15 protein-coding genes and 5 pseudogenes are annotated in these 21,016 nt (G+C 68.9%); 12 read left to right on the top strand and 8 right to left on the bottom strand.

The window, feature by feature from the left end:
* From BZY54_RS11875 to mftG, 3 genes and pseudogenes are all read right to left on the bottom strand, one after another.
* Positions 1-645: electron transfer flavoprotein subunit beta/FixA family protein (locus tag BZY54_RS11875; protein ID WP_086725132.1), on the bottom strand; the 645-nt coding region annotated here is incomplete at its 3' end.
* Between the two features lie 399 nt (positions 646-1,044).
* A pseudogene (locus tag BZY54_RS11870) lies at positions 1,045-2,346 on the bottom strand (Re/Si-specific NAD(P)(+) transhydrogenase subunit alpha); the annotation flags it as partial.
* Positions 2,347-2,600: 254 nt separating this feature from the next.
* Positions 2,601-4,169, bottom strand: a complete 1,569-nt coding sequence (gene mftG / locus BZY54_RS11865; protein ID WP_244217111.1) for a mycofactocin dehydrogenase MftG — start codon at positions 4,167-4,169, stop codon at positions 2,601-2,603.
* Between the two features lie 434 nt (positions 4,170-4,603).
* On the opposite strand from mftG, the gene mftA reads away from it, so the two are divergent.
* The 8 genes and pseudogenes from mftA to BZY54_RS53080 all read left to right on the top strand — a co-directional run.
* Complete coding sequence (mftA, locus tag BZY54_RS49255) at positions 4,604-4,732, top strand: mycofactocin precursor MftA (protein WP_107419688.1); 129 nt, start codon at positions 4,604-4,606, stop codon at positions 4,730-4,732.
* An 8-nt stretch (positions 4,733-4,740) separates the two neighbouring features.
* Complete coding sequence (mftB, locus tag BZY54_RS11855; RefSeq protein ID WP_086725128.1) at positions 4,741-5,019, top strand: mycofactocin biosynthesis chaperone MftB; 279 nt, start codon at positions 4,741-4,743, stop codon at positions 5,017-5,019.
* Positions 5,016-6,266, top strand: a complete 1,251-nt coding sequence (gene mftC / locus BZY54_RS11850) for a mycofactocin radical SAM maturase (RefSeq protein ID WP_244217110.1) — start codon at positions 5,016-5,018, stop codon at positions 6,264-6,266. Before mftB ends, mftC begins: the two co-directional genes overlap by 4 nt.
* A gap of 70 nt (positions 6,267-6,336) precedes the next feature.
* Entirely contained in the window at positions 6,337-7,536 is a 1,200-nt protein-coding gene (gene mftD, locus BZY54_RS11845) for a pre-mycofactocin synthase MftD (protein WP_086725126.1), read from the top strand.
* A gap of 41 nt (positions 7,537-7,577) precedes the next feature.
* Positions 7,578-8,363, top strand: a complete 786-nt coding sequence (mftE, locus tag BZY54_RS11840) for a mycofactocin biosynthesis peptidyl-dipeptidase MftE (protein WP_244217109.1) — start codon at positions 7,578-7,580, stop codon at positions 8,361-8,363.
* Positions 8,360-9,907: a mycofactocin biosynthesis glycosyltransferase MftF gene (gene mftF, locus BZY54_RS11835; RefSeq protein ID WP_086725124.1), complete on the top strand. Its 1,548-nt coding sequence runs from the start codon at positions 8,360-8,362 to the stop codon at positions 9,905-9,907. The genes mftE and mftF overlap by 4 nt, the downstream gene beginning before the upstream one ends.
* A gap of 202 nt (positions 9,908-10,109) precedes the next feature.
* On the top strand, positions 10,110-10,802 hold the full coding sequence (mftR, locus tag BZY54_RS11830) for a mycofactocin system transcriptional regulator (protein ID WP_086725123.1): 693 nt from the start codon (positions 10,110-10,112) through the stop codon (positions 10,800-10,802).
* A gap of 634 nt (positions 10,803-11,436) precedes the next feature.
* Positions 11,437-11,718: pseudogene (locus tag BZY54_RS53080) on the top strand (NF041680 family putative transposase); the annotation flags it as partial.
* 26 nt (positions 11,719-11,744) lie between these two features.
* On the opposite strand, the pseudogene BZY54_RS11820 reads toward BZY54_RS53080, so the two are convergent.
* The 3 genes and pseudogenes from BZY54_RS11820 to BZY54_RS49250 form a co-directional block, all read right to left on the bottom strand.
* Positions 11,745-12,376, bottom strand: a pseudogene (locus tag BZY54_RS11820) (ISAzo13-like element transposase-related protein); the annotation flags it as partial.
* A 996-nt stretch (positions 12,377-13,372) separates the two neighbouring features.
* A pseudogene (locus BZY54_RS55035) lies at positions 13,373-13,594 on the bottom strand (pentapeptide repeat-containing protein); the annotation flags it as partial.
* Entirely contained in the window at positions 13,591-13,923 is a 333-nt protein-coding gene (locus BZY54_RS49250; RefSeq protein ID WP_244217108.1) for a hypothetical protein, read from the bottom strand. The pseudogene BZY54_RS55035 and the gene BZY54_RS49250, both read right to left, overlap by 4 nt.
* Here BZY54_RS49250 and BZY54_RS53070 point away from each other — a divergent pair.
* Entirely contained in the window at positions 13,908-14,486 is a 579-nt protein-coding gene (locus BZY54_RS53070) for a DUF6247 family protein (RefSeq protein WP_279634678.1), read from the top strand. The two genes, BZY54_RS49250 and BZY54_RS53070, sit on opposite strands and share 16 nt — an antisense overlap.
* A gap of 766 nt (positions 14,487-15,252) precedes the next feature.
* The gene (locus tag BZY54_RS11810) at positions 15,253-17,100 is read left to right on the top strand and encodes an MFS transporter (protein ID WP_086725122.1); all 1,848 of its coding nucleotides are present in this window, start codon (positions 15,253-15,255) and stop codon (positions 17,098-17,100) included.
* Positions 17,101-17,504: 404 nt separating this feature from the next.
* Here BZY54_RS11810 and BZY54_RS11805 read toward each other — a convergent pair whose 3' ends face one another.
* Entirely contained in the window at positions 17,505-18,161 is a 657-nt protein-coding gene (locus BZY54_RS11805; RefSeq protein ID WP_086725121.1) for an adenylate kinase, read from the bottom strand.
* Positions 18,162-18,326: 165 nt separating this feature from the next.
* Complete coding sequence (locus BZY54_RS55360) at positions 18,327-18,815, bottom strand: acyl-CoA carboxylase biotin carboxyl carrier protein subunit (RefSeq protein WP_167413983.1); 489 nt, start codon at positions 18,813-18,815, stop codon at positions 18,327-18,329.
* Between the two features lie 184 nt (positions 18,816-18,999).
* On the opposite strand from BZY54_RS55360, the pseudogene BZY54_RS55355 reads away from it, so the two are divergent.
* Together BZY54_RS55355 and BZY54_RS52195 are read left to right on the top strand one after the other, a co-directional pair.
* Positions 19,000-20,040: pseudogene (locus BZY54_RS55355) on the top strand (PAS domain-containing protein); the annotation flags it as partial.
* Positions 20,041-20,062: 22 nt separating this feature from the next.
* Positions 20,063-21,016: PP2C family protein-serine/threonine phosphatase (locus BZY54_RS52195; RefSeq protein WP_158103843.1), on the top strand; the 954-nt coding region annotated here is incomplete at its 3' end.

Here is a 21,016-nt window from a genome sequence, read left to right as displayed (position 1 = left end):
GATGTCCAGATCCGACAGGTCCCAGGACGCAACCGGCTTCTTCTTCGCCGCCATGATGCCCTTGAACGACGGGTAGCGGGCCTCACCCGACTGGTCGGTGACCGACACCACCGCCGGCAGGGATGCCTCCAGCTGCTCGGAGGCGACGTCCCCGTCACGACGGCCCTTGACGGTGCCGTCCTCGACCGACACCTGCGACAGCAGGGTGACCTGCGGGACCCCCAGACGCTCGGCCAGCAGCGCGGGGACGACGCCCATCGTGCCGTCCGTGGAGGCCATACCGGAGATCACCAGGTCGAAGCCGGCCTTCTGAACCGCCTTGGCCAGCACCAGGGAGGTACCGATGGCATCGGTGCCGTGCAGGTCGTCGTCCTCGACGTGGATCGCCTTGTCCGCACCCATCGACAGCGCCTTGCGCAGCGCGTCCTTGGCGTCCTCCCCACCCACCGTCAGCACGGTCACCTCGGCGTCGCCGTCACCGTCGTAGTTCTCGGCGATCTGCAGCGCCTGCTCGACCGCGTACTCGTCCAGCTCGGAGAGCAGACCGTCCACGTCGTCCCGGTCGACGGTCAGGTCATCGGCGAAGTGCCGGTCGCCAGTGGCGTCGGGCACGTACTTCACAGTGACAACGATCCTCAAGCTCATAGGATGCCTCTCTGCAGCGTTCAATATGTGCTTGCTGTCGACGCGATCCGTGGTGGTGCGTAGCGCAGCCGACGTCGATTGGTACTCAGTACCTCATTGTGCACACTGAGTATCGTTACGTCGCGTGTCGTCCGTCACGCGGCAGCAGGCCGCCAGTTCGCCGAGTGGATTGACACGGGCACAGACCTCCTCGTTCATCGGCGCTCCCGGCAAACGAGCGGGGGCGAGAAGTTTGTGGATCGCTTCGTCCAACTCGGCAACGGCGCCGGAAGAATCGTCCCGCAGCCACCGACCCAGCACGTGGTCGTGGGCGGCCACGGCCGCGACCATGACTTCGGCTCTCAGCGGCCGGCCGTCGTCGCCTGGCGTGCGGCCGCGGACTCTTGGTGCCGTCCGTCGGTTCCGGGCGAATTGGGCGGGGGTGAAGGCGACCAGCAGGAACATCGCGAGCATGCCGAGCCCGATCAGGCCCAAGCGTGCCGCAGCCGTCAGCTTCGGCCGCTCGGGCTCGGGCGTGGCGGTCTCGGCCGCGGGCTGCGCGGCGGGGGCGGCCGATACGGACACGGGTGGCGGCGGCCAGGTGACGTCGCCGTCCCGTACCACGGTCTCGGCCCGCTGCACGACGTCGGCGAAGTCGATCACCAATCGGCCGTCCTTGCCGGGCGTGAGCAGCTTCAGCAGGTTCACCGGGTTGGTGCCGAAGAGCTGCGAGGCCTGCGCGGGCAGCCGGGAGGCCAGATCGGTGTAGCCGATGATGGTCACGCCGTTGTCGGTGACCACCGTGCGCTCCGGCACGGTGCCCTCGACGTTGCCCCCTTGGGCGGCCGCCATGTCGACGATCACGCTGCCCGGCTTCATGACGGCCACGTCCCGGGCGGTCAGCAGGCGCGGCGCCAGCCGGCCCGGGATCAGCGCGGTGGTGATCACGATGTCCACATCCTGCGCCTGCTCGTGGTAGAGCTCGGCGGCGGCTCGGTCGTAGTCGGCGGAGGTGGTCCTGGCGTACCCGTCGGTGCTCGTCTCCTGGGCCACGTTCACCGGAAGGTACTCACCGCCGAGCGACTTCACCTGGTCCGCGACCTCCGGCCGCGGGTCGGTGGCCCGTACGACCGCGCCGAGGCTGGAGGCGGCGCCGATCGCCGCCAGACCGGCGACACCCGCGCCCGCGACGAGCACCTTCGCCGGCGGCACGTTGCCCGCCGCGGTGACCTGCCCGGTGAAGAACCGGCCGAAGACGTGCGCGGCCTCGACGACCGCCCGGTACCCGGCGATGTTCGCCATCGACGACAGCACGTCCATCGACTGCGCGCGCGAGATGCGCGGCACCGCGTCCAGTGCCAGAGCGGTGATCCCGGCATCGGCGAGCGCCCGCAGCAACTCGGGCCGCCCGGCGGGAGCCAGCAGGCCCACCAGGGTCGCGCCCTGTCGCAATCGGGTGATCTACGAGTCGGCGGGGGCGTTCACCTTCAGGACGACATCCGCGGTCCACGCCTCGCCGATCTCGGCACCGGCATCGACGTAGGCCTGGTCGCTGAAACCGGAGGCCGCGCCGGCCTCCTGCTCCACCACGACCTCGTAACCGAGGCCCAGCAGCTGACGCACTGTCGCGGGGGTTGCGGCGACACGGGTCTCCCCGGAGGCGGACTCGGCCACGACGCCGACGCGCTGGGGAGGATGATGTGAGGATTCTTGAGCAGACATGTCCTGTATCTCTCGGCAGAGGAGGGTTCGAGAGGATCTGCGCTCGGGGAAGTCGTTCGATGTCCTTCTCCCTTGATCGCTGGAACCTACCTGCCAGACGGGTACGGGCCAACGCGAGCACACGGTGATGTGCTTCACCTTGCGGCCGGCCGCATGCGCTCGGACAGCGTGGGATCGAACCGGCCCCGCGGCCGCCGCATTGCTACTTGGCGGCCGCGCCGGCGTCGACCGGTCCGGTTACGGGTATGCCTCTGTCATCGACGGCCGCGACGCATGGCGTCGGCGATGAACTCGCCGATCAGGACGGCGGTCGCCGCAGGTCCTCGCTGCGGAGCGTCCGGCAGGATCGAGGTGTCGGCGACGCGAAGGGCCCGCACGCCGTGGACGCGCCCGAACTGGTCGACGGCGCCGCGTCCGGGATCGTCCAGGGGCCCCATGGGCACGGTGCCACAGGTGTGTTGGGCGGTGCCGAGGTGGTCGCGGATCCAGCGGTCCAGGGCTCGATCGTCGTTGAGGACTTCGGGACCGGGGTCGAGGAGTCCGTGGGAGATGTCCGCGAACGGTGGGGTGTCGATCAGAGCCGCGGTGACGCGGACGACCTCGCGCAGGCGGGAGAAGTCCTCTGCGGCGCTAAGGAAATTGTAGTCGATGTCCGGTGATGTGCCGGGATCAGCGGACCGGATGCGCAGCCGGCCGTTCGGCCTGGGCGTCTGGACGGAGGCGAGGAACGACAGGGGTGCTCCGGGGATGCTCACGGCACCGCTGACGAGCCCCGCCATGGGGACCAGTGACTGGAGGACCTCCAGGTCTCCTCGGGTGCCGGCTCCATCGGATCCGCCTTCGGCGCAAGGGAGATGGAGACAGCCGCCGAGCCAGGACTCGGCCGGGGCATCCAGGTCTTCGCGGGGCATCCAGTCCAGGACGACTTGCGGGTGGTCACTGAAGCTGGCGCCGACGGCGGGGGCGTCGCGGACGACAGGTATGCCGAGTCGTTCGAGGTCGGCGCGTGGTCCGATGCCCGAGAGCTGCAGCAGATGCGGGGTGGAGAGGGCGCCGGTGCTGAGCACGACGCTGCCGGCTTCGACGGTGGCGCGCCCACCGTCGCGTTCGACGACGACGCCGGTGGCACGGCCGTCCTCGATGACGACACGGCGGGCCTGCCAGCCGCCGAGGACGGTGAGATTGGGCCGGTCGAGGACCTCGGGTGGCAGATAGGTGAGCCCGGTGTTGAGGCGTATCCCATCGACCGCGTTGGAGGGCACGGGGCCGAAGCCCGGCGGTGCCTGGTCGTTCTTGTCGGGGTCGGCGGGGAAGCCGAGATGGCGGGCGGCGTCGCGGAAGGCCACGGCAGCCGGATGGGCGATGCGGCCGCGCCGGATTCGCATCGGCCCTTGACCACCGTGCAGTTGGCTCGGACCGAGGTCGAGATCGTTCTCCAGAGTGCGCAGGAACGGCAGCACTTCGTCGTAGGCCCAGGCCGGGTTGCTTGCGGCGGCCCAGCGGTCGAAGTCCTCACGCCGGGCCCGTATGAAGTAGCCGCCGTTCACGGTGGTCGAACCGCCGAGGACGCGTCCGCGCGTGACCAACCACGGCCGCTCCGGCGTGAGACGTACCGGATGAGCCGTTGTCGCGGGATGGTTCGGCAGTGCGCCCGGAACCAGCCGGGCGTCCAGCAGCGCGGGGCCGAATCCGTCCTTGCCGCGCGGTATGGGCCCCGCGTCGACGAGCAGCACGTTCCGGTCGGAATCCTCGGTCAGGCGCGCCGTGAGCACCGCACCGGCGGCTCCGGCGCCGACCACGACGACGTCCGGTCGGCGGCTCACGAAAGCCGTGCCGGGGCGATGCGACGGGGGAGAGGGACCTGTTCCATGGGCCGGGATCTTAAGTCGCCCCCGGTGGCGGAAGGCAAGCCCCTGCGATCGTCGCGAGAGGGACTGCAGCGGCTGCCCCTGCATGGGCATCACTTGGGTTCTCACTGTTCGCACCGGTTGGGAGAGGTGCGTGCACGGGGTGTGTGCCGCAGTCCGCGAAATTGCCGCTGCCCAACACCTTCCTTTTGGCACCCCATGCCAATATTCTCGCCGGTGTCTGAACGACGGGGTCGGCGATGCTCCTCACCCCGAGCGGGCTCGGCTTTCCTGCCCGCAGTCCGCTCCACGCACGCGGACTGTGTCGCACACACACTCCGCGATCGCTTCCTTCCGCACCCCGAGATCGACATCCGCCCGCACACCTGTGTACTCCGAGGGAGAACCGCATGAACGAGTTCAACTCCGCCGAGGCCGAACAGAACCTCGCCGACCAGGCCACGCCCTTCGATGCGCTCATCGAGGGCGATGCCCTGATCGAGGAGGTCTCGATCGACGGCATGTGCGGCGTCTACTAGGCCGCGCGATGGCCACATTGGACCTGGACCGTGCCTGGGACCTGCACCCGCAGGTCTCGGTACGGCCGGAACCCTTCGGTGCGCTGCTTTACCACTTCGGTACCCGCAAGCTCTCTTTCCTCAAGGACCGCAGGCTGCTCGCCGTCGTTCAGGCGCTCGCGACGGCGCCGACCGCGCGAGCGGCCTGCCTGGCCGCCGGCGTCGACGACCGGGAAGTGCCCCGGTACGGGCAGGCCCTGACCGCGCTCGTCCAGTCATCGATGGTCATCGAAAGGGCAACTCCATGACCACAGCTCCGCACATGTCGAGGCCCGCGCCGGCCGCGTCGCGCCTGGTGGACCTCTTCGAATACGGCCTCGACGCCCCGATCTGTCTCACGTGGGAACTCACCTACGCCTGCAACCTCTCCTGCTCGCACTGCCTGTCCAGTTCCGGCCGGCGCGACCCGCGCGAGCTGACCACTGCGGAGGCCAAGGCCGTCATCGACGAGCTGGAGGCCATGCAGGTCTTCTACGTCAACATCGGCGGGGGCGAGCCTACGGTCCGCCCCGACTTCTTCGAACTGCTCGACTACGCCACCGCGCACCACGTCGGCGTCAAGTTCTCCACGAACGGCGTGCGCATAACACCCGAGGTCGCGCAGCGGCTGGCCGCCAACGACTACGTGGACGTCCAGATCTCGCTGGACGGGGCGACCGCCGAGGTAAACGACCCGGTGCGCGGCCCAGGCTCCTACGACACGGCGCTGCGCGCGATGAGCAATCTGGCCGACGCCGGAATGAAGAACTTTAAACTCTCCGTCGTGTGCACCCGGCACAACATCCCGCAGATGGACGAGTTCAAGGCCATCGCCGACCGCTACGGTGCGCAGCTGCGGCTGACCCGGCTGCGCCCCTCCGGCCGTGGCGCGGACGTGTGGGACGAGCTCCATCCGCTGCCGGAGCAGCAACGGAAGCTGTACGACTGGCTGGTGGCACACGGCGACCACGTGCTCACCGGTGACTCCTTCTTCCACCTGTCGGCATACGGGAAGGCATTGCCAGGTCTGAACCTGTGCGGAGCCGGCCGAGTGGTGTGCCTGATCGACCCGGTCGGCGACGTGTACGCGTGCCCGTTCGCGATCCACGACGAGTTCCTCGCCGGCAACGTTCGCAGACCGGGCGGCTTCGCCAAGGTATGGCGGGAATCCGGACTGTTCCGGAGCCTGCGCGAACCGCAGAGCGGTGGCGCCTGCGCCTCATGCGGGTTCTACGACACCTGCAAGGGCGGCTGTATGGCGGCGAAGTTCTTCACCGGGCTGCCGTTGGACGGCCCCGACCCCGAATGCGTCCAGGGGTACGGCGAACAGCTGCTGGCTCAACGCCCGAAGGACCGCGGCCACCTTCCGAAACCGTCCGGCGACCACTCGCACCGCACTGCGCCCGCCCGGCGCCCCGGCACCGTGGACCTGGTGCTGACACGCCGCCCAGACCTGAACCGGCCGCCGGTCAGCGCCTGCGCCGAGGACCCACTGGCCGGGACGAGCTTCACCTAGGCCCTGTCGTCGCTCAGGCCGCCGTTTCGCCGCTGCCCTCGCACTCCCTCTACCGAGAAAGAGCCGCATCATGGGCCGTAATCCCTGGTTCGAAACCGTCGCGGAGGCTCAACGCCGCGCCAAGAAGTACCTGCCGAGCACCGTCTACGGGGCACTGGTGGCCGGCTCGGAACGGGGCCGTACCCTCGACGACAACACCGGCGCCTTCGCCGAACTCGGCTTCGCCCCGCGCGTCGTGGGCCACCACGCCCAGCGGGACCTCTCCACGACCGTGCTCGGGGTGGAGTCCGCGATACCAGTGGTGATCTCGCCGACCGGCGTGCAAGCCGTCCACCCCGACGGCGAGGTCGCGGTCGCCCGCGCCGCGGCGAACCGGGGCGTGATCATGGGCCTGAGCTCCTTCGCCAGCAAGCCGGTCGAAGAGGTCGCCGAGGCCAACCCGAACACCTTCTACCAGATGTACTGGACCGGTACCAGGGACGCCATGGCACAGCGCATGGAACGTGCGCGGGCCGCGGGGGCCAAAGCGCTCATCGCCACACTGGACTGGTCCTTCTCCCACGGCCGTGACTGGGGCAGCCCGGCCATCCCGGAGAAGATCGACCTCAAGACGATGGTCAAACTGGCCCCGAACGTCCTGCCCCACCCGCGCTGGCTGTGGACGTTCGCCAAGTCCGGCCGAATACCGGACCTGACCACGCCGAACCTCCAGCCGCCCGGCGGGACGGCGCCCACGTTCTTCGGCGCCTATGGCGAGTGGATGCAGACGACCCCGCCCACGTGGGACGACGTCAAGTGGATGCGTGAGGAGTGGGGCGGCCCGTTCATGCTCAAGGGCGTGTCCCGGGTCGACGACGCCAAACGGGCCGTCGACGTCGGCGTGTCCGGCATATCGGTGTCAAACCACGGCGGCAACAACCTGGACACCACGCCGGCGTCCATCCGCTTGCTGCCCTCCATCGCAGAGGCGGTCGGCGACGAGATCGAAGTACTCCTCGACGGCGGCGTCCGCCGCGGCGGCGACGTGGCGAAGGCACTGGCCCTGGGCGCGCGCGCGGTCCTGATCGGCCGCGCCTACCTGTGGGGCCTGGCCGCCAACGGACAGGCGGGCGTGGAGAACGTCCTGGACATCCTGCGCGGCGGACTCGACTCCGCCGTACTCGGCCTCGGGCACTCCTCGATCCACGAATTGACGCCGGACGACCTGGTCGTCCCGGACGGCTTCACGCGTACGGCCGGCGCTCCACGCACCGCAGGCTCCGCGGGCTGAGCATGCCGTCACACCGGAAACCGCCGGAAACCTCACGGCACTTGGCACGCTCGGTATGGCCGGCCATCCCAGCGGACGCGCTGGTGCTGGTTCCCGTCGGCTCGACTGAGCAACACGGGCCGCACCTGCCGCTGGACACCGACAGCGTCGTCGCCCACTCCGTGGCGCAGGCCGCGGCGGAACGGCTGACGGGCGGCCGGGATCGCCCCGTGCTGTCGGCGCCGACCATCGCCTACGGCGCCAGCGGCGAGCACGCGGACTTCCCAGGAACGGTCTCCATCGGGCACGACGCACTGCGCATCGTCCTGGTGGAGACCGTGAGGTCGCTGTCGCTGTGGGCCGGCCGCATCGTCTTCGTCAACGGCCACGGTGGAAACGTACCCACACTGGACGCGGCCGTCGGCCAACTCCGCGACGAAGGCCACGACGTGGCATGGCTCGGCTGCGAGACACCAGGCAGTGACGCGCACGCAGGCCGTACGGAGACCTCCGTGATGCTGCACCTGGCCCCCGGCGACGTCCGTCTTCCCGAAGCGGTCGTCGGCGACACCCGCCCTCTGGCTGTCCTCATGCCGGAGCTGATGACCCGTGGCGTCCGTGCCGTTTCCCCCTCCGGAGTACTCGGAGACCCCACCGGTGCCACGGCCATGGAGGGCCGCGCCTTGTTCGAGTCGATGGTGAGCACCGCCGTACGCCGGATCGCCGTAGGCCGACTGGACACCCGGGGTCGGCTCACCGACCCCGCATCCCCCCGCACACCACCTGGCGCTCCGGCCTCGCACACCCCCGCACCACCCGCTCCCTGCACGAAAGCCGCGCACCCATGACACTTCCCCACGGCTTCGTGGTCGGCCTCGACCGGCACACCCGTGTGCTCGACGACGGCAGGGCCCTCCTCGGTGGAAACCCGACCCGACTGATCCGGCTCAGCCCCCGAGCGCGACCGCTGCTGACCGGGCGCACGGTGTGCGTGAGGGATGCGGCAAGCGCGGTCCTCGCCGACCGCCTGCTGGAGACCGGCCTGGCCAACCCGGTCGTCCAGGCCCTTCCGCGCCACACCGCATGCGGCAAGGGCAACGAGCCGAGTTGCACATATGTGATCCCCGTGCGCGACCGCCCCCGCCAACTGGCCCGACTCCTTGAAAGCATCCCCTCGGGCAGCCCGGTCATCGTCGTGGACGACGCCTCACGCCGCCCCCACCTGATCAACGCCGTCGCCGTGCAGCACGGCGCACACCTGGTGCCGCTGGCGGCGAACGTGGGACCGGCCGGTGCCCGCAACGCCGGGCTACGCCATGTCACCACTCCCTATGTGGCCTTCGTCGACTCCGACATCGTGCTGACGGCCGAAACGGTGCCCACCCTGCTGCGGCACTTCTCCGACCCCCGTGTCGCCGTGGCCGTGCCCAAGATCACAGGGCTGGCCGTCACCGCAGCATCGGGCTGGCTCGGCCGCTACGAGAGCACCCGGTCATCCCTCGACCTGGGTGCACATCCAGCCGCTGTCCGTCCCGGCACGCCGGTCTCCTGGGCACCCAGCGCCTGCATGGTCGTACGCGTCGACGTCCTCACCAAGAGCGGCGGCTTCGACGAACGCATGCGCGTCGGTGAAGACGTCGACCTGTGCTGGCGCCTGGTCCGGGACGGCTGGCGCATCCGGTACGAGCCATCCGCAGAAGCCGCCCACGAACACCGGGCCGGTCTGGGCGACTGGTTCACACGCAAGGCCGTCTACGGCATCGGCGCCCACCCCCTCGCCCAACGCCATCCCCAGAACATCGCCCCCGCCGTGCTCGCCCCATGGAGCACCGCACTGGTCCTCGCACTGATCGCCCAGCGCCGCTGGTCCATACCCGTCGCCGGATCCATCTGGGCCCTCGCCACCGCCCGTATCGCCCGAAAGCTGAAGAACACCGACCATCCGGTCCGGCACGCGGCACGGCTCACTGCCGACGGCTCCGTGTCGGCCCTGGCCCAGGGATCGGCGCTGCTCACCCGCCACTGGTGGCCGCTCACCGCCATCGGCTGCCTGACCTCGCGCCGCATGCGCCGCGCCACAGCCCTGGCGGCGATCACCGACATCACGCTCGAATACCGCCGCGACACGACCCGTCTCGACCCGATCCGGTACGGCATCGCCCGCCGCCTCGACGATCTCGCTTACGGCACCGGAGTCTGGATCTCCGCCCTGAAGGGACGCTCCACAGCTGCGCTGCGTCCGCGCATGGTCCTGAGCCCCAGGCCGCCGCGACGGCGGACCGCACGGAAGGCCTTTCCCCTGGGGCGAATGGCGCCGGGGTGCGGCACCGGGCCCGATCGGACGCCGCCCACCTCGGCTGGGTCCGGCTCGCGGATAGATGAAACTCGGTAAGCTCCTGCTGGGCTTTCATCCCGCCGGTGGCCGGAAGACCTCACCCTGTCCGACTGCGGCCGCCGCGCGGCAGCTGGGACGCAGGGCGAGGCACGGGCGGTCATGCGACGCGTACGGGAGAGATCCCCCATGCTGGGAGGATGGCATCGGTTGCCGGATGCGAAGAGGCCTGGTGGAACGTGGTCAGAGGGGAAGCATCGGGATGGTTGCGTCAGAATCGACCACGAGAGCGGGTTCACCCGGGCCGCGGATCGGGCGGCCGTCCGCTACGTCGCGTGACCGGCTCGAGGGCCTGGCGTTCGAGCTGTTCGCAAGCAAGGGATTCGAGCAGACCACCGTCGACGACATCGCGGCAGCGGCCGGGATCAGCCGCCGCACCTTCTTCCGATACCACGCGTCCAAGAACGACCTGGTGTGGGGCGACTTCGACGGCCAACTGGTCCGCTTGCACGAACTGCTCGCCGCCTGCCCGCAGAAAGTTCCGATGATGGACGCCCTCCGCGAGGCGGTGGTCTCCTTCAACCGGTTCAACCCGGCCGACGTGCCCTGGCACCGCCGACGCATGGAACTCATCCTGCGCGTGCCGGCACTCCAAGCCGACTCCACGCTCCGGTACTCCTCCTGGCGGAGCGTCGTAACTGCCTTCGTAGCTGATCGGACCGGCCAGCCACAGGACGCACTGCTGCCGCGTCAGATCGGATACGCCACCCTGGCCACTTGCATCGCGGCCTACGAGCAGTGGCTCGCCGACCAGAACGCTGAACTGACCCAGCTGTTGGATGCGGCCATGCGCGAACTCCAAGGCGGCTTCAGCGGCCACGAGTCCACAGGCAGCTCCGCTGGGGATGCATCAGTCGCCAGATCTGGTCGTACAGGACAAGCCCCGATGTCCTGAGCAGCGCCATGCCGGGGTTGTAGCTGTGTCTGCGCCTTGCGCCGACCTACCCGGGCCCGGCATGACAGCAGTGCGTCCCGAGGGCGGCGGAGACCCAGGGCCACGGTGTACACCCCGGGATGAGCCACATGTGACGTGCGTCCTCGTCCTGAGGGACGGGACGGCCCGCAAGACTGCTGCCGAGGCCTCGTGCGGCCGCGGCGCTTCCGCCATATGGCGACGCATGAAGCGGAAGATGCCGCCATCTGATGGTTTCCCCTGCCACGGTCATGCCCCAAGGAAGTGAGCGCGGCCTTCGCCCCCTGTACCGGCACGAAACATGAGGGTCGCTGACCGATCCGCAGCGGAAGCAGCGAAGTGGGTTGAACGGCGTTCCACCCGGTACCGGCCCCTAAGCCTTGCGTTTAAGGTCCGCCCGTGGTCGGCTCGTTGAGCTGACCATGGGCTTCGTTGTTGTGCAGACAGCAGGGCGGCCTTTGCGTGATCATGTCTTCTCGCTGAAGTCGACGTTGATCACAACAAAGGCCGTGAGGGTGAGTCTGCTGGACGATGCTGCCCGCGTCGAGTCCCTGACCGTGTTGTCCCGGTTCCGGACCGACTTCTATGCCTGTCTGCCCGCCCGCGCGGATGCGTTGTTCGAGTACAACTCCGCCTCGCCCGGCCACTGGCCGAGGACCTCCGCAGGCCCTGGGAACGATCCGCCCGGCCCGGCCGCCTCACCCCCGCCCGCGTCCGCCGGGGATTCCGCGGCCTCCACGGGAAGACGCCTCAGCCAGCCGGCGCACCGAAATCCAGTACGGCAGGCCCCGGTCGGCCGGCGGGCTCGAAGAACAGGCGCCGGGCCCGCGAGCACCCCGTCGGAAAACAAAACAAAACGGACACTGCGAAGCCCGCCTCAAAGCGGCAGGCAGCATAAACGCCAAGCTAAGGGCTTGCAGATCATTAACACGTCGTCTTGATGTTGCTGTTGGAGTCGTCGCTCTGGGCGCGAACCCGAGCTTGGAGGACTGCAAGGGCAGCGGGCGGGGTGGCCGCTGGCGGGATGACGATGCCGTGCGCCGTGAGCAGTCTCCTGATCTTCAACAGGGTGCGATGCATGGCGGCTCTGCTGCTGCCGAACAGCACGGCGAGGGGTTCGGCAGCCAGGGCGACCCGCAGGTGGAGCACGGCCGCCAGGACTTGTTCGGGGAAGTCGAGCCGGGGTGGGCGGCCACGCTTGACGTCGCCGTCTGACGACAAGGTCTCGGTGAGATCGTTGAGTTGCCGGGTCATTCCGGTCAGGGCGGGATCGGAGAGCAGGCTCTGGTGCCACTCCTGCGCCGGTGGCTGCGGGGACCGGGCCGCCGGGATGGCCACGCACGGCCGGGGGTGCAAGGCATAGTTCCAGTCGCCGTGGAAGAGGTGTCGGGTCAGTGGCAGGGCCGCCATCTCCGCGTCATCGACGGCGACTCCGATCGGGTAGGTGTTGGTGTCCAGCTCGGCCATGACGCGCAGCCGGTGCGGGTGGTGGTCGAGGCGATGGACTGGACGATGACTTCGTGGCTGGTCAGCGAGCGTCCGCGCCAGCCCGCAGTGGCGGTCATGGCCGTCAGCAGCCAGCTCAGGGCGCGTGAGGCCCGCAGCCCGTAGCCGGACAGCGCCCAGTACGCGGTGAGCAAGCACCGCTCAGCGCGGGGTGTATCAGGGTTGTGGCGGCGCATCTCCATTTCGCCGTAGTAGAAGTCGGCTGCACCGGGTTCGTTCTTGCCGTACTCGAAGGCCTTGCGCAGCTGCCGGTACACCGGCGCCAGCGCAGCCGGCTCCAGGACCCCAGCCCGGTCCGGTGCGGGCATCCAGCCATCCGCAGCGGCGTGGCGGGCGGCACGCCAGTGCTGCTCTTCGGCTAACGTCCGGCGCGGTGTCCACCGCACCGGCCGCAGCCGGTGCCAATGCAGTCCGCGGGGAGCGGCGGGCAGCAGGCAGCGTCCCTCCAGCCGCAGCTGGTCGAGGTGGATGGTTCCGGCGAACCGGCAATGGGTGAGGTCGACATCGGTCAGGACGAGGTGCGCCGCGTCCGCTCCGCGCAGCGATACCGCTCGCACGCCGGGATCGTGCAGCCCGGGTTCGGGCATCTGCTGGCCGAGCACGGTGAGGGGCTGGGCGTGGGCGGTGACGCTTACGGGGGACCGCAAGACCGCGTCGCTCAGGTCTACGGCGGCATACCGCAGGCGCAGCGCGGCCGTGGAGGTCCAGAGCGTCCGTCGGCAGTGGACAAAGGGAGTTGCAGCCTCGATGGTCACGGCGGCGCCGAAGGCAGCCTCCGACAAAGTCAGCGTTCCTGCACACACCAGCGGCCCTATCGTCGCGGTGCGCTCGAACTCCGCTCCCAGAAACGAGAGGTGTCCGCCGGTCTTCGTCCCGCGCAGCCAGGCGTCGCCGCTGACCTTTGTCCGGTCGAAGACAGCATCGCCGGCGACGTCAGCGTGGTCGAAGGAGAGGAAACCGCCGATCTGCGCTCCGTAGAATCCGGCGTTCCCGCCGATCTCCACCCTATTGAACACGGCTCGGCCGGCCATCTTCGCGCGGTCGAATCTGGCGTCGCCGCCGATGTGTGCCCTGTCGAACACGGCGCGGCGGCTCACTTCCGCCCGGTCGAATCCGATGTCGCGGCCAATCTTTGCGCCGTCGAACAGGGCACGGCCGCCTATCTTGGCCCGATCGAATGAGATATGGCCGTCGATCTGTGCCCCGTTGAACCTGGCGTCTTTGCCGATCTCTGCCTCGCGGAATTCGGCATTGCCGCTGATCTTCACCTCGTCGAAGGTGGCGTCGTCGCGGAAAACCGCGGCGTCGAACCGGGCGTTGCCCAGGTGCGGCCGTTGGTTGCGGGGTTTGTGAGCGCGGCGAGCAGCTGGCTCAGCAGTTCCGCGGTGAAGGGGGTGCCGCGGTGGTCGAGGTCGGCGCCCGGCTGCAGAAGGGCGAGGTAGGTGCAGCGGTCGGCGTCGGTGAGGTGGGCCAGACACGCGGCGTGGGGCTCGACACTTCGGCCATGGCAGCCAACGCTGTCTGGTGCGGCGTCGCGCCCGCAGTACGGCCAGGAAGGTGCCCTGGGGAAGGTCTCCTGGGATGAGGTGGCGGTCATGCCTGTGGGACGCGGCGCAGCGCAGGGCTGGTTGCGGTCGCGTAACCGCTCACGCCGCGCGGGAGGTGTTCGCCCAGCTTCGTGCCAGCCACCGGGCTGGCACGTGGGTGCCGGCCTTCGGACAGGACTGGGCGCGCGCCCTGGAGGACTCCCGGCGCAGTTACAGCCTCACCCCGCTTCAGGATGTGGTGCGCTCCTGGCAGGCCCGCCTCACCGCTGCTCTGTCTGTCGAGGCGTTTCTCGCCTTGGGCAGGGACGACTCCGACGGCGTCGACCTGGCCGACGCGCTGGCGGACGCTGGTGAGGACATGCCCTGGCCCGCGCGTCTGTCGCCCGGGTCTCTGGCCACCCTGCGGGTGCTGCCTGAGCACGCGTGTGAGATGTTCCGCGATGTGCTGGACATCGCAGGCCGCGACCCCTGGTCGTTTCCCGCCTATTTCGACAGCCGGAACCCAGAGGGCGAGGACGTCCGCTCCGCCTCGGTCGGGCAGCTGACTGCCGTGTACTGCATCAACCGCCTGGCCGGACGCCTGTACGTCCTTGACATCGTCTGGCTCGGCTAGCTGCCCGAACACCATCGCCACGCTGCCGACGAGCCTTGCAGCGCAAGGATGCGCACTGCAATCAGGCCGTTTGCACTACCCTGTCGAGCCCTCCATGCTGCATCTGAGGCGCCCATTCAGCCGGAGGGCATACCGGGTCGGCGCCAATCCTGCAACGAGATCTGCAGCGCAGGGCGCTACGTGCCCTGCAACGGGGAGGGCAACGAGTATCGGCATCGTGTTGCGGCTCTCTGCGTCAGGGCAACTGGGTCCTCGCCGGGTCGCCGGTGTCCCCGTGCCGTTCCCTGGCGTTGCCGGTACGGATCCTCGGTGGTGGGCGGGCGGCTGTCGGCGCCTTGTTGCCAGAATGCCTCATACTCAGCATTTCTGATGCAAGCTGGCTACTCGTCAGGGTCGCTAGCTCCGATTCTCCTCCAACCGGCCCTGGTCGCCGCCGAACTGCGGCGCACGCCGGCCCGACCCGGGTGGTGCCACCCTCACCGACCGTGGACTAAACCATCTCCCTGGCCGAGACGGCCCTGGTCGGCCTGGCCGCCGCCGGCATTGACGAGCCGCCGATCCATTTCACCCAGGGTAGGTGCGCGCCGCTCCGGCCGTCGTAACCCCGGCTGAAGCGTCCCATGCCATTGTCCGCCGACCGCGATCACATCGCAGTTGAGAGGAAATTCATGGACGCGAGATAGATTACTTGCATCTACCAACGTTCTGTGCCGCCGCCCCGCGGGGGTCCGGCGAGCGCGTGAAGAGGGGCGGAGACATTGTGGGTATGAGCCGAACAACCCCGGAGGGGCAGTCGTCGGCGGCCACCTCCGGGGATGACCGATACAAGTGGATCGCGCTGTCGAACACCACCCTCGGTGTGCTGATGGTGACGATCAATCAGTCGATCGTGATGATCGCGCTGCCCGACGTCTTCCGGGGAATCAATCTCGACCCGCTCGACCCGGCGAACACCAGCTATCTGCTGTGGATGCTCATGGGCTTCATGGTGGTCACCGCGGTGCTCGTCGTGACGTTCGGCAGGCTCGGCGACATGTTCGGCCGGGTCCGCATGTACAACATGGGCTTCGCCGCCTTCACCATATGTTCCATAGCCCTCTCGCTGACGTACTTCGACGGCAGGGCGGGGGCGCTGTGGCTGATCGGCTGGCGTATCGCGCAGGGAATCGGCGGTGCGCTGCTGTTCGCCAACTCGACGGCGATCCTCACCGACGCCTTCCCCACGCACCAGCGCGGCACCGCGCTCGGCATCAACTCCATCGCCGCCATCGCGGGCTCCTTCATCGGCCTGATCCTGGGCGGTGTGCTGGCACCGGTCAGCTGGAAGCTGATCTTCCTGGTGTCGGTGCCGTTCGGTCTGTTCGGCACCGTCTGGGCCTACTTGAAGCTGCGGGACACCGGGATACGCCGCAAGGCCCGGATGGACTGGTGGGGCAACGTCACCTTCGCGGTCGGCCTGATCGCCATCCTCGTCGGCATCACCTATGGCATCCAGCCGTACGGTGACAGCACCATGGGCTGGGCGAATCCGATGGTGCTGACCGCGCTCATCGGCGGCGCCGTCGTCCTTGTCGCGTTCGTGGTGATCGAGAAGCGGGTCGACGAGCCGCTGTTCAGACTGTCGCTGTTCAAGTTGCGGGCGTACTCCGCGGGCAACATCGCCTCCCTGATGATGGCGCTCGGCCGCGGTGGCCTCCAGTTCATGCTGATCATGTGGCTCCAGGGTATCTGGCTGCCACTGCACGGCTACAGCTTCGAGAAGACCCCGCTGTGGGCCGGTATCTACATGATTCCGCTCACCGTCGGCTTCCTCCTGTCCGCGCCCCTGTCCGGCTGGCTGTCGGACAAGATGGGGGCGCGGGCGTTCACCGTCGGCGGCTCGGTGATCACAGCAGCCGGATTCGTGGCGCTGATGGTGCTACCGATCGACTTCAACTACTGGCTCTTCGCCCTGCTGCTCTTCATCAACGGCCTCGGCTCCGGCCTGTTCGCCTCGCCCAACCGGGCCGAGATCATGAACGCCCTGCCCGCCGAGTCCCGCGGCGTGGGCGCCGGTATGGGCGCCACCTTCCAGAACTCCGCGTCGGTGCTGTCCATCGGCATCTTCTTCAGCCTGATGATCACCGGGCTCTCCAGCACCCTGCCCAGCGCCATGCACGACGGGCTGATCCAGCAGGGCGTGCCGAGCGGCACGGCCCAGGACGTATCGCAGCTACCCCCGATAGCGGTGCTCTTCGCCGCGTTCCTCGGCTACAACCCGTTCAAGCAACTGCTGGGCGACCAGCTGTCGAAGCTGCCGGGCCATGGCGCCAACATCACCAGCAAGGAGTTCTTCCCGCACCTCATCTCCGGTCCCTTCCACTCGGGGCTGGTCGTGGCGTTCTGGTTCGCGGTCGGCGCCTGTGCCATCGCAGCGATCTCCTCCCTGCTCACCGGTCGTCCGGCTCGCCCGTATACGGCGGTCGCCTCAGAACCCCTCGGTGAGGAACTCGCGGCCGTCTCGGGACAGGCCGGGGTCTCCCAGACGGAACTGGTGATCCCCAAGGACGACGGCCCGGCGGACGGGGACGACGCCCCCCGCTCCCAGGCGCCTTCCCCGGGCCGCCCCGGATAGCCCGCCGATGGTGGCGGCCAGGCAGTGTCTCGGCCGCCACCACGCCAGCCGCTGTTGATCTCAGCAGGACTCGTCGTCGGCCGGCTCGACCGGCTCACACACTGAAGACATCCGGCATCTGATCCGGGACAGCGCCGGTTACTTCACCGACGACTTCGATGCGGCCTTCACAGTCCTCGGCGCCCGCGCGGTGCCCGTCCTGCAGGGCGCGCCCCGGATGAACATGGCATTCTCGGCAGGCACAGTGGCGACACAGACGGAGGCCAACTGACAGCCATGCTCCCGCCGCTCCCTGCATCCGGCATGCCGCCGGGCGGTATGGGTTATGGAGAGGGAAGGCCTGCAGCTCGGGATCTTTGCGGAAGGTGCGCCTGACCGGGGCCACTTCCCGGCCGCCTTGGCCGTCAGATGACCGTGCTGGGCAGGACAGCGGCGAATACCCTCCGGGTCACCTCTTCGATCAGCCCGGTGGCGGTTACCCGGGTCAGCAGCCATCGGCTGGCGTACCAGTCGAGCAGTGGCGCGGTCTGCTCGGTGTAGAGGGCCAAGCGCTTGCGGACGGTTTCCTCTCGGTCGTCGTCACGTCGTTGGAGGGAGCCTCCGCATGCCTGGCACGCATTCTCTTCGCCGCTGTCGGCTGGGTCCGTGCGCTGCGTCAGCCGGCAATCGCCGCAGATGCGCCGGCTTGCCAGGCGTCGAATGATCTGGTCGTCGGGGACGTGGAAGGCGAGAACTTGGTCCAGCGCGGTGCCCTGCTCGACCAGGGCCTGGTGGAGCAGTTCGGCCTGTCGCACCGTGCGGGGGAAGCCGTCGAGGATGAAGCCGGAAGAGGTGTCTTTTTCAGCGAGGCGGGAGGTTGTCATCGCTGTCGTCACCTCGTCTGGTACGAGGGCGCCGGTGTCCATGTATTCCCGGGCTCTGCGGCCCAGCGTGGTTCCTTCCGCGACGTGGGCGCGGAACAGGTCGCCGGTGGAGATCACCGGAATGGACAGGCGCTCGGCGAGGAAGCGGGCCTGGGTCCCCTTTCCTGCTCCGGGCGGGCCGATGAGTACGATGCGCATGGGTTCGTTCTCCTGTATGTGAATGGGAACGTGCATGGTGAAGGGGCAGCTCGTGGTTGTGCGGTTGGCGGGTAGCCTGGCCCCGGTCCGCGATGCCAGGGCATGTACTGCGGGGAGTCTCGACATCACGTTCGGGGATGGTGACGTGATCGCGGACCCCACGGCTCATTCCTTGATCTCGCAGATGACGGCGCCGGAGGTGATGGAGGCGCCGGCGCCCGCGGTGAGGCCCTTGATGGTGCCTTTCTTGTGGGCGTTGAGGGCCTGTTCCATCTTCATGGCTTCCAGGACGGCGACCGGGTCCCCCTCCTCGGAGTCGTAGCCCATCTGCGTCGGCAGGTCGAAGGCCACGCTCAGACCGCCCGTCCCGGCGCCGAGCAGCTCGTGGTAGCGCTCGTTGGACTCCTTCGCCGTGCCGAACCCGGCGTACCGCCGGATCGTCCACGGCCGGCCGGTGTAGATCGTCGGATACGCGCCACGGGTGAACGGGAACTTCCCCGGGGTGCCAGGTTGGCGTCCGTGTCGAAGTCCGTCAGTACCTAGCCGTCGTAGAGCGGCTGGATCGGCAGACCGGGCTCGCTCGGTGCAACGGAAGCCACTCCACATCACCTCTTTACCGGTACTAGATATCTTGGGGACGGTACTGAGTCCCATCGGCGGGTGCAAGTGGCATCTGCACTGTGAGACCGGGAAAGGTGAGCACTCAACTCTGCTTCGCTGATCGGCACCTGCGCTGGCACCCGAAGCACCGTCTCTGAGCAGGGCAAGAGCCGTCGTCGACTGTCGTCATCTGTCATCGTTGAGCACCCCGCACGGCCCAGGGACGGCCCGAGCGGGGGTGCCGCGGTGCGCCCCTCGATGCGAACTACGGGCGGGATGGTCGCTGGGGCCTCCACGGCTGGTCAATCAGCCACTGAAGGGCACCGGTAGTCGGCTGTGGCCATGGTGGTTGCTGTACTTCGCTGCTGTACAACACCGCCCTACTGGTCACTGCCCTGCAAGTGCGTATGCGCCGGTCAGGGGCAGATGGTGGTACTTTCCCGCGCGTTGGTCCGTGAATGCGCCCGCATCCGGGCATGCATCCTGTGCACGCGTCGCTCAGCGCTGCCTGGGCTTTACGCAAGGGGTGCGGTATTACCGCCGTCACTATCATGGACGGGGGGAGGCCAGGGACGAGGTGGTTCCGGTGGGCGTTCCCAAAGTCGCCGGGGATCTCGGCGCAGAATCGGAAGACTCGCTGCGGGGCCCGTACACGGCCACCGCAGTGGTGGAGGGCACCGGCAAGATCTCCCTGTGGAGCCCACAGGCGCAGGCCCTGCTCGGCTACTCGGCGGATGAGGTCTGCGACAGTCCCGCGACAGATCTGCTGGCCACTCGAGAGGACCGGGAAGCGGCAGCGGCTGCCCGCGACCTGCAGGGCGCCGTGCAGGGCCGGGACGGCGTGCTGGGCTTGCGGCACCGCGACGGACATGAGGTGCGGGTGGCACTGCGCGTGCGCCCGGTGCTGGGCCGGGAAGGTCCGGCCGGCTGGTCGGTCAGCGCCGACGATGCCCAGTATGCGGAGCGGGAGGAGGTCGACCGGGCGATCCTTCAGGCACTGTTCCAGCAGTCTCCGATCCCGATCACCGTCATGGACAGCGAGTTGCGGTACCAATGGGTGAACGCCGCGACCGAGCACGTCCTCGCCATTCCCGCCGAGCGGCTCATCGGTCGGGGGATCGGCGAGGACACGCCAGACGCAGCCGAGGCGATGGAGGAGGTACTGCGCCGGGTGCGGGACACCGGCGAGCCGGTAGTCGACTTCCAGGTGCGCAGTCGGGTTCCGTCGGATCCGGACCGCGAACATGTGTTCTCCGGGGTCCTCCTTCCGGCTGACCCATCCGGCCGGCCGGGTTCTGGGAATGTGCCAGACGTTCGTCGATGTCACCGAGGGGGATCGGGCCCAGCGGCGGCTCGCCCTGCTGGCCGAGGCCAGCGCACGCATCGGCACCACACTGGCCGTGGTGCGTACCGCGCAGGAGTTGGCGGACGTGGCCGTTCCCAGGCTTGCGGACGTCGTCGCCGTCGACCTGCTGGAGGCGACGGTGCGGGGCGAGGAGCCGACCCCCGTGCCGGTGGATGAGATGGTATTGCTTCGCCGGGCGGGAGTCCGTTCGGTCCGCGAAGGCGCCCCGGAGGTCGCGCACACGGTGGGCGAGACGATGGCGCACCCCCCAGGGGCTCCCCACGCCCGGTGCCTGGTCACCGGGCAGTCGGTTTTGGTGCGGCGGCTGAATGCCGATGATTTCGCCTACGCTCCACGAGCGGCCGAGAAGATCCGCGAGTTCCTTACCCACTCGGTCATGCTGGTGCCGCTGCGGGCCCGCGGAATCGCGCTGGGTGTGGCCGGCTTCGGCCGCTACCGGGATCCTGAGCCCTACGATGAGGGGGACCTGGCCCTGGCCGACGACTTCTGCTCCCGCGCCGCGGTGTGCATCGGCAACGCCCGCCGCTACACCCGCGAGCACACCACCGCCCTGGCCCTGCAGCGCAGCCTGCTGCCGCACGATCTTCCCGACTTCCCGGCCGTCGAGACCGCCCACCGGTATCTGCCCGCCGCCGCTCACGCCGGAGCGGGCGGGGACTGGTTCGACGTCCTGCCGCTGTCCGGAGCCCGCGTCGCCCTGGTCGTCGGCGACGTCACCGGCCACGGCCTGCACGCCGCGGCCGTCATGGGACGGCTGCGCACCGCCGTCCACGCCATAGCCGACCTCGACCTCGACCCCGACGAGGTCCTCACCCACCTCGACGACCTCGTCATCCGCCTCACCGAGGAGGACCCCGACTGCCAGGGAGCCACCTGCCTGTACGCCGTC

The sequence above is a fragment of the Streptomyces carpinensis genome, from assembly GCF_002154505.1.
Classification (GTDB): domain Bacteria; phylum Actinomycetota; class Actinomycetes; order Streptomycetales; family Streptomycetaceae; genus Streptomyces; species Streptomyces carpinensis.
Note: the sequence above shows the minus strand (reverse complement) of the source record. Positions and strands in the feature narration are given on the sequence as shown.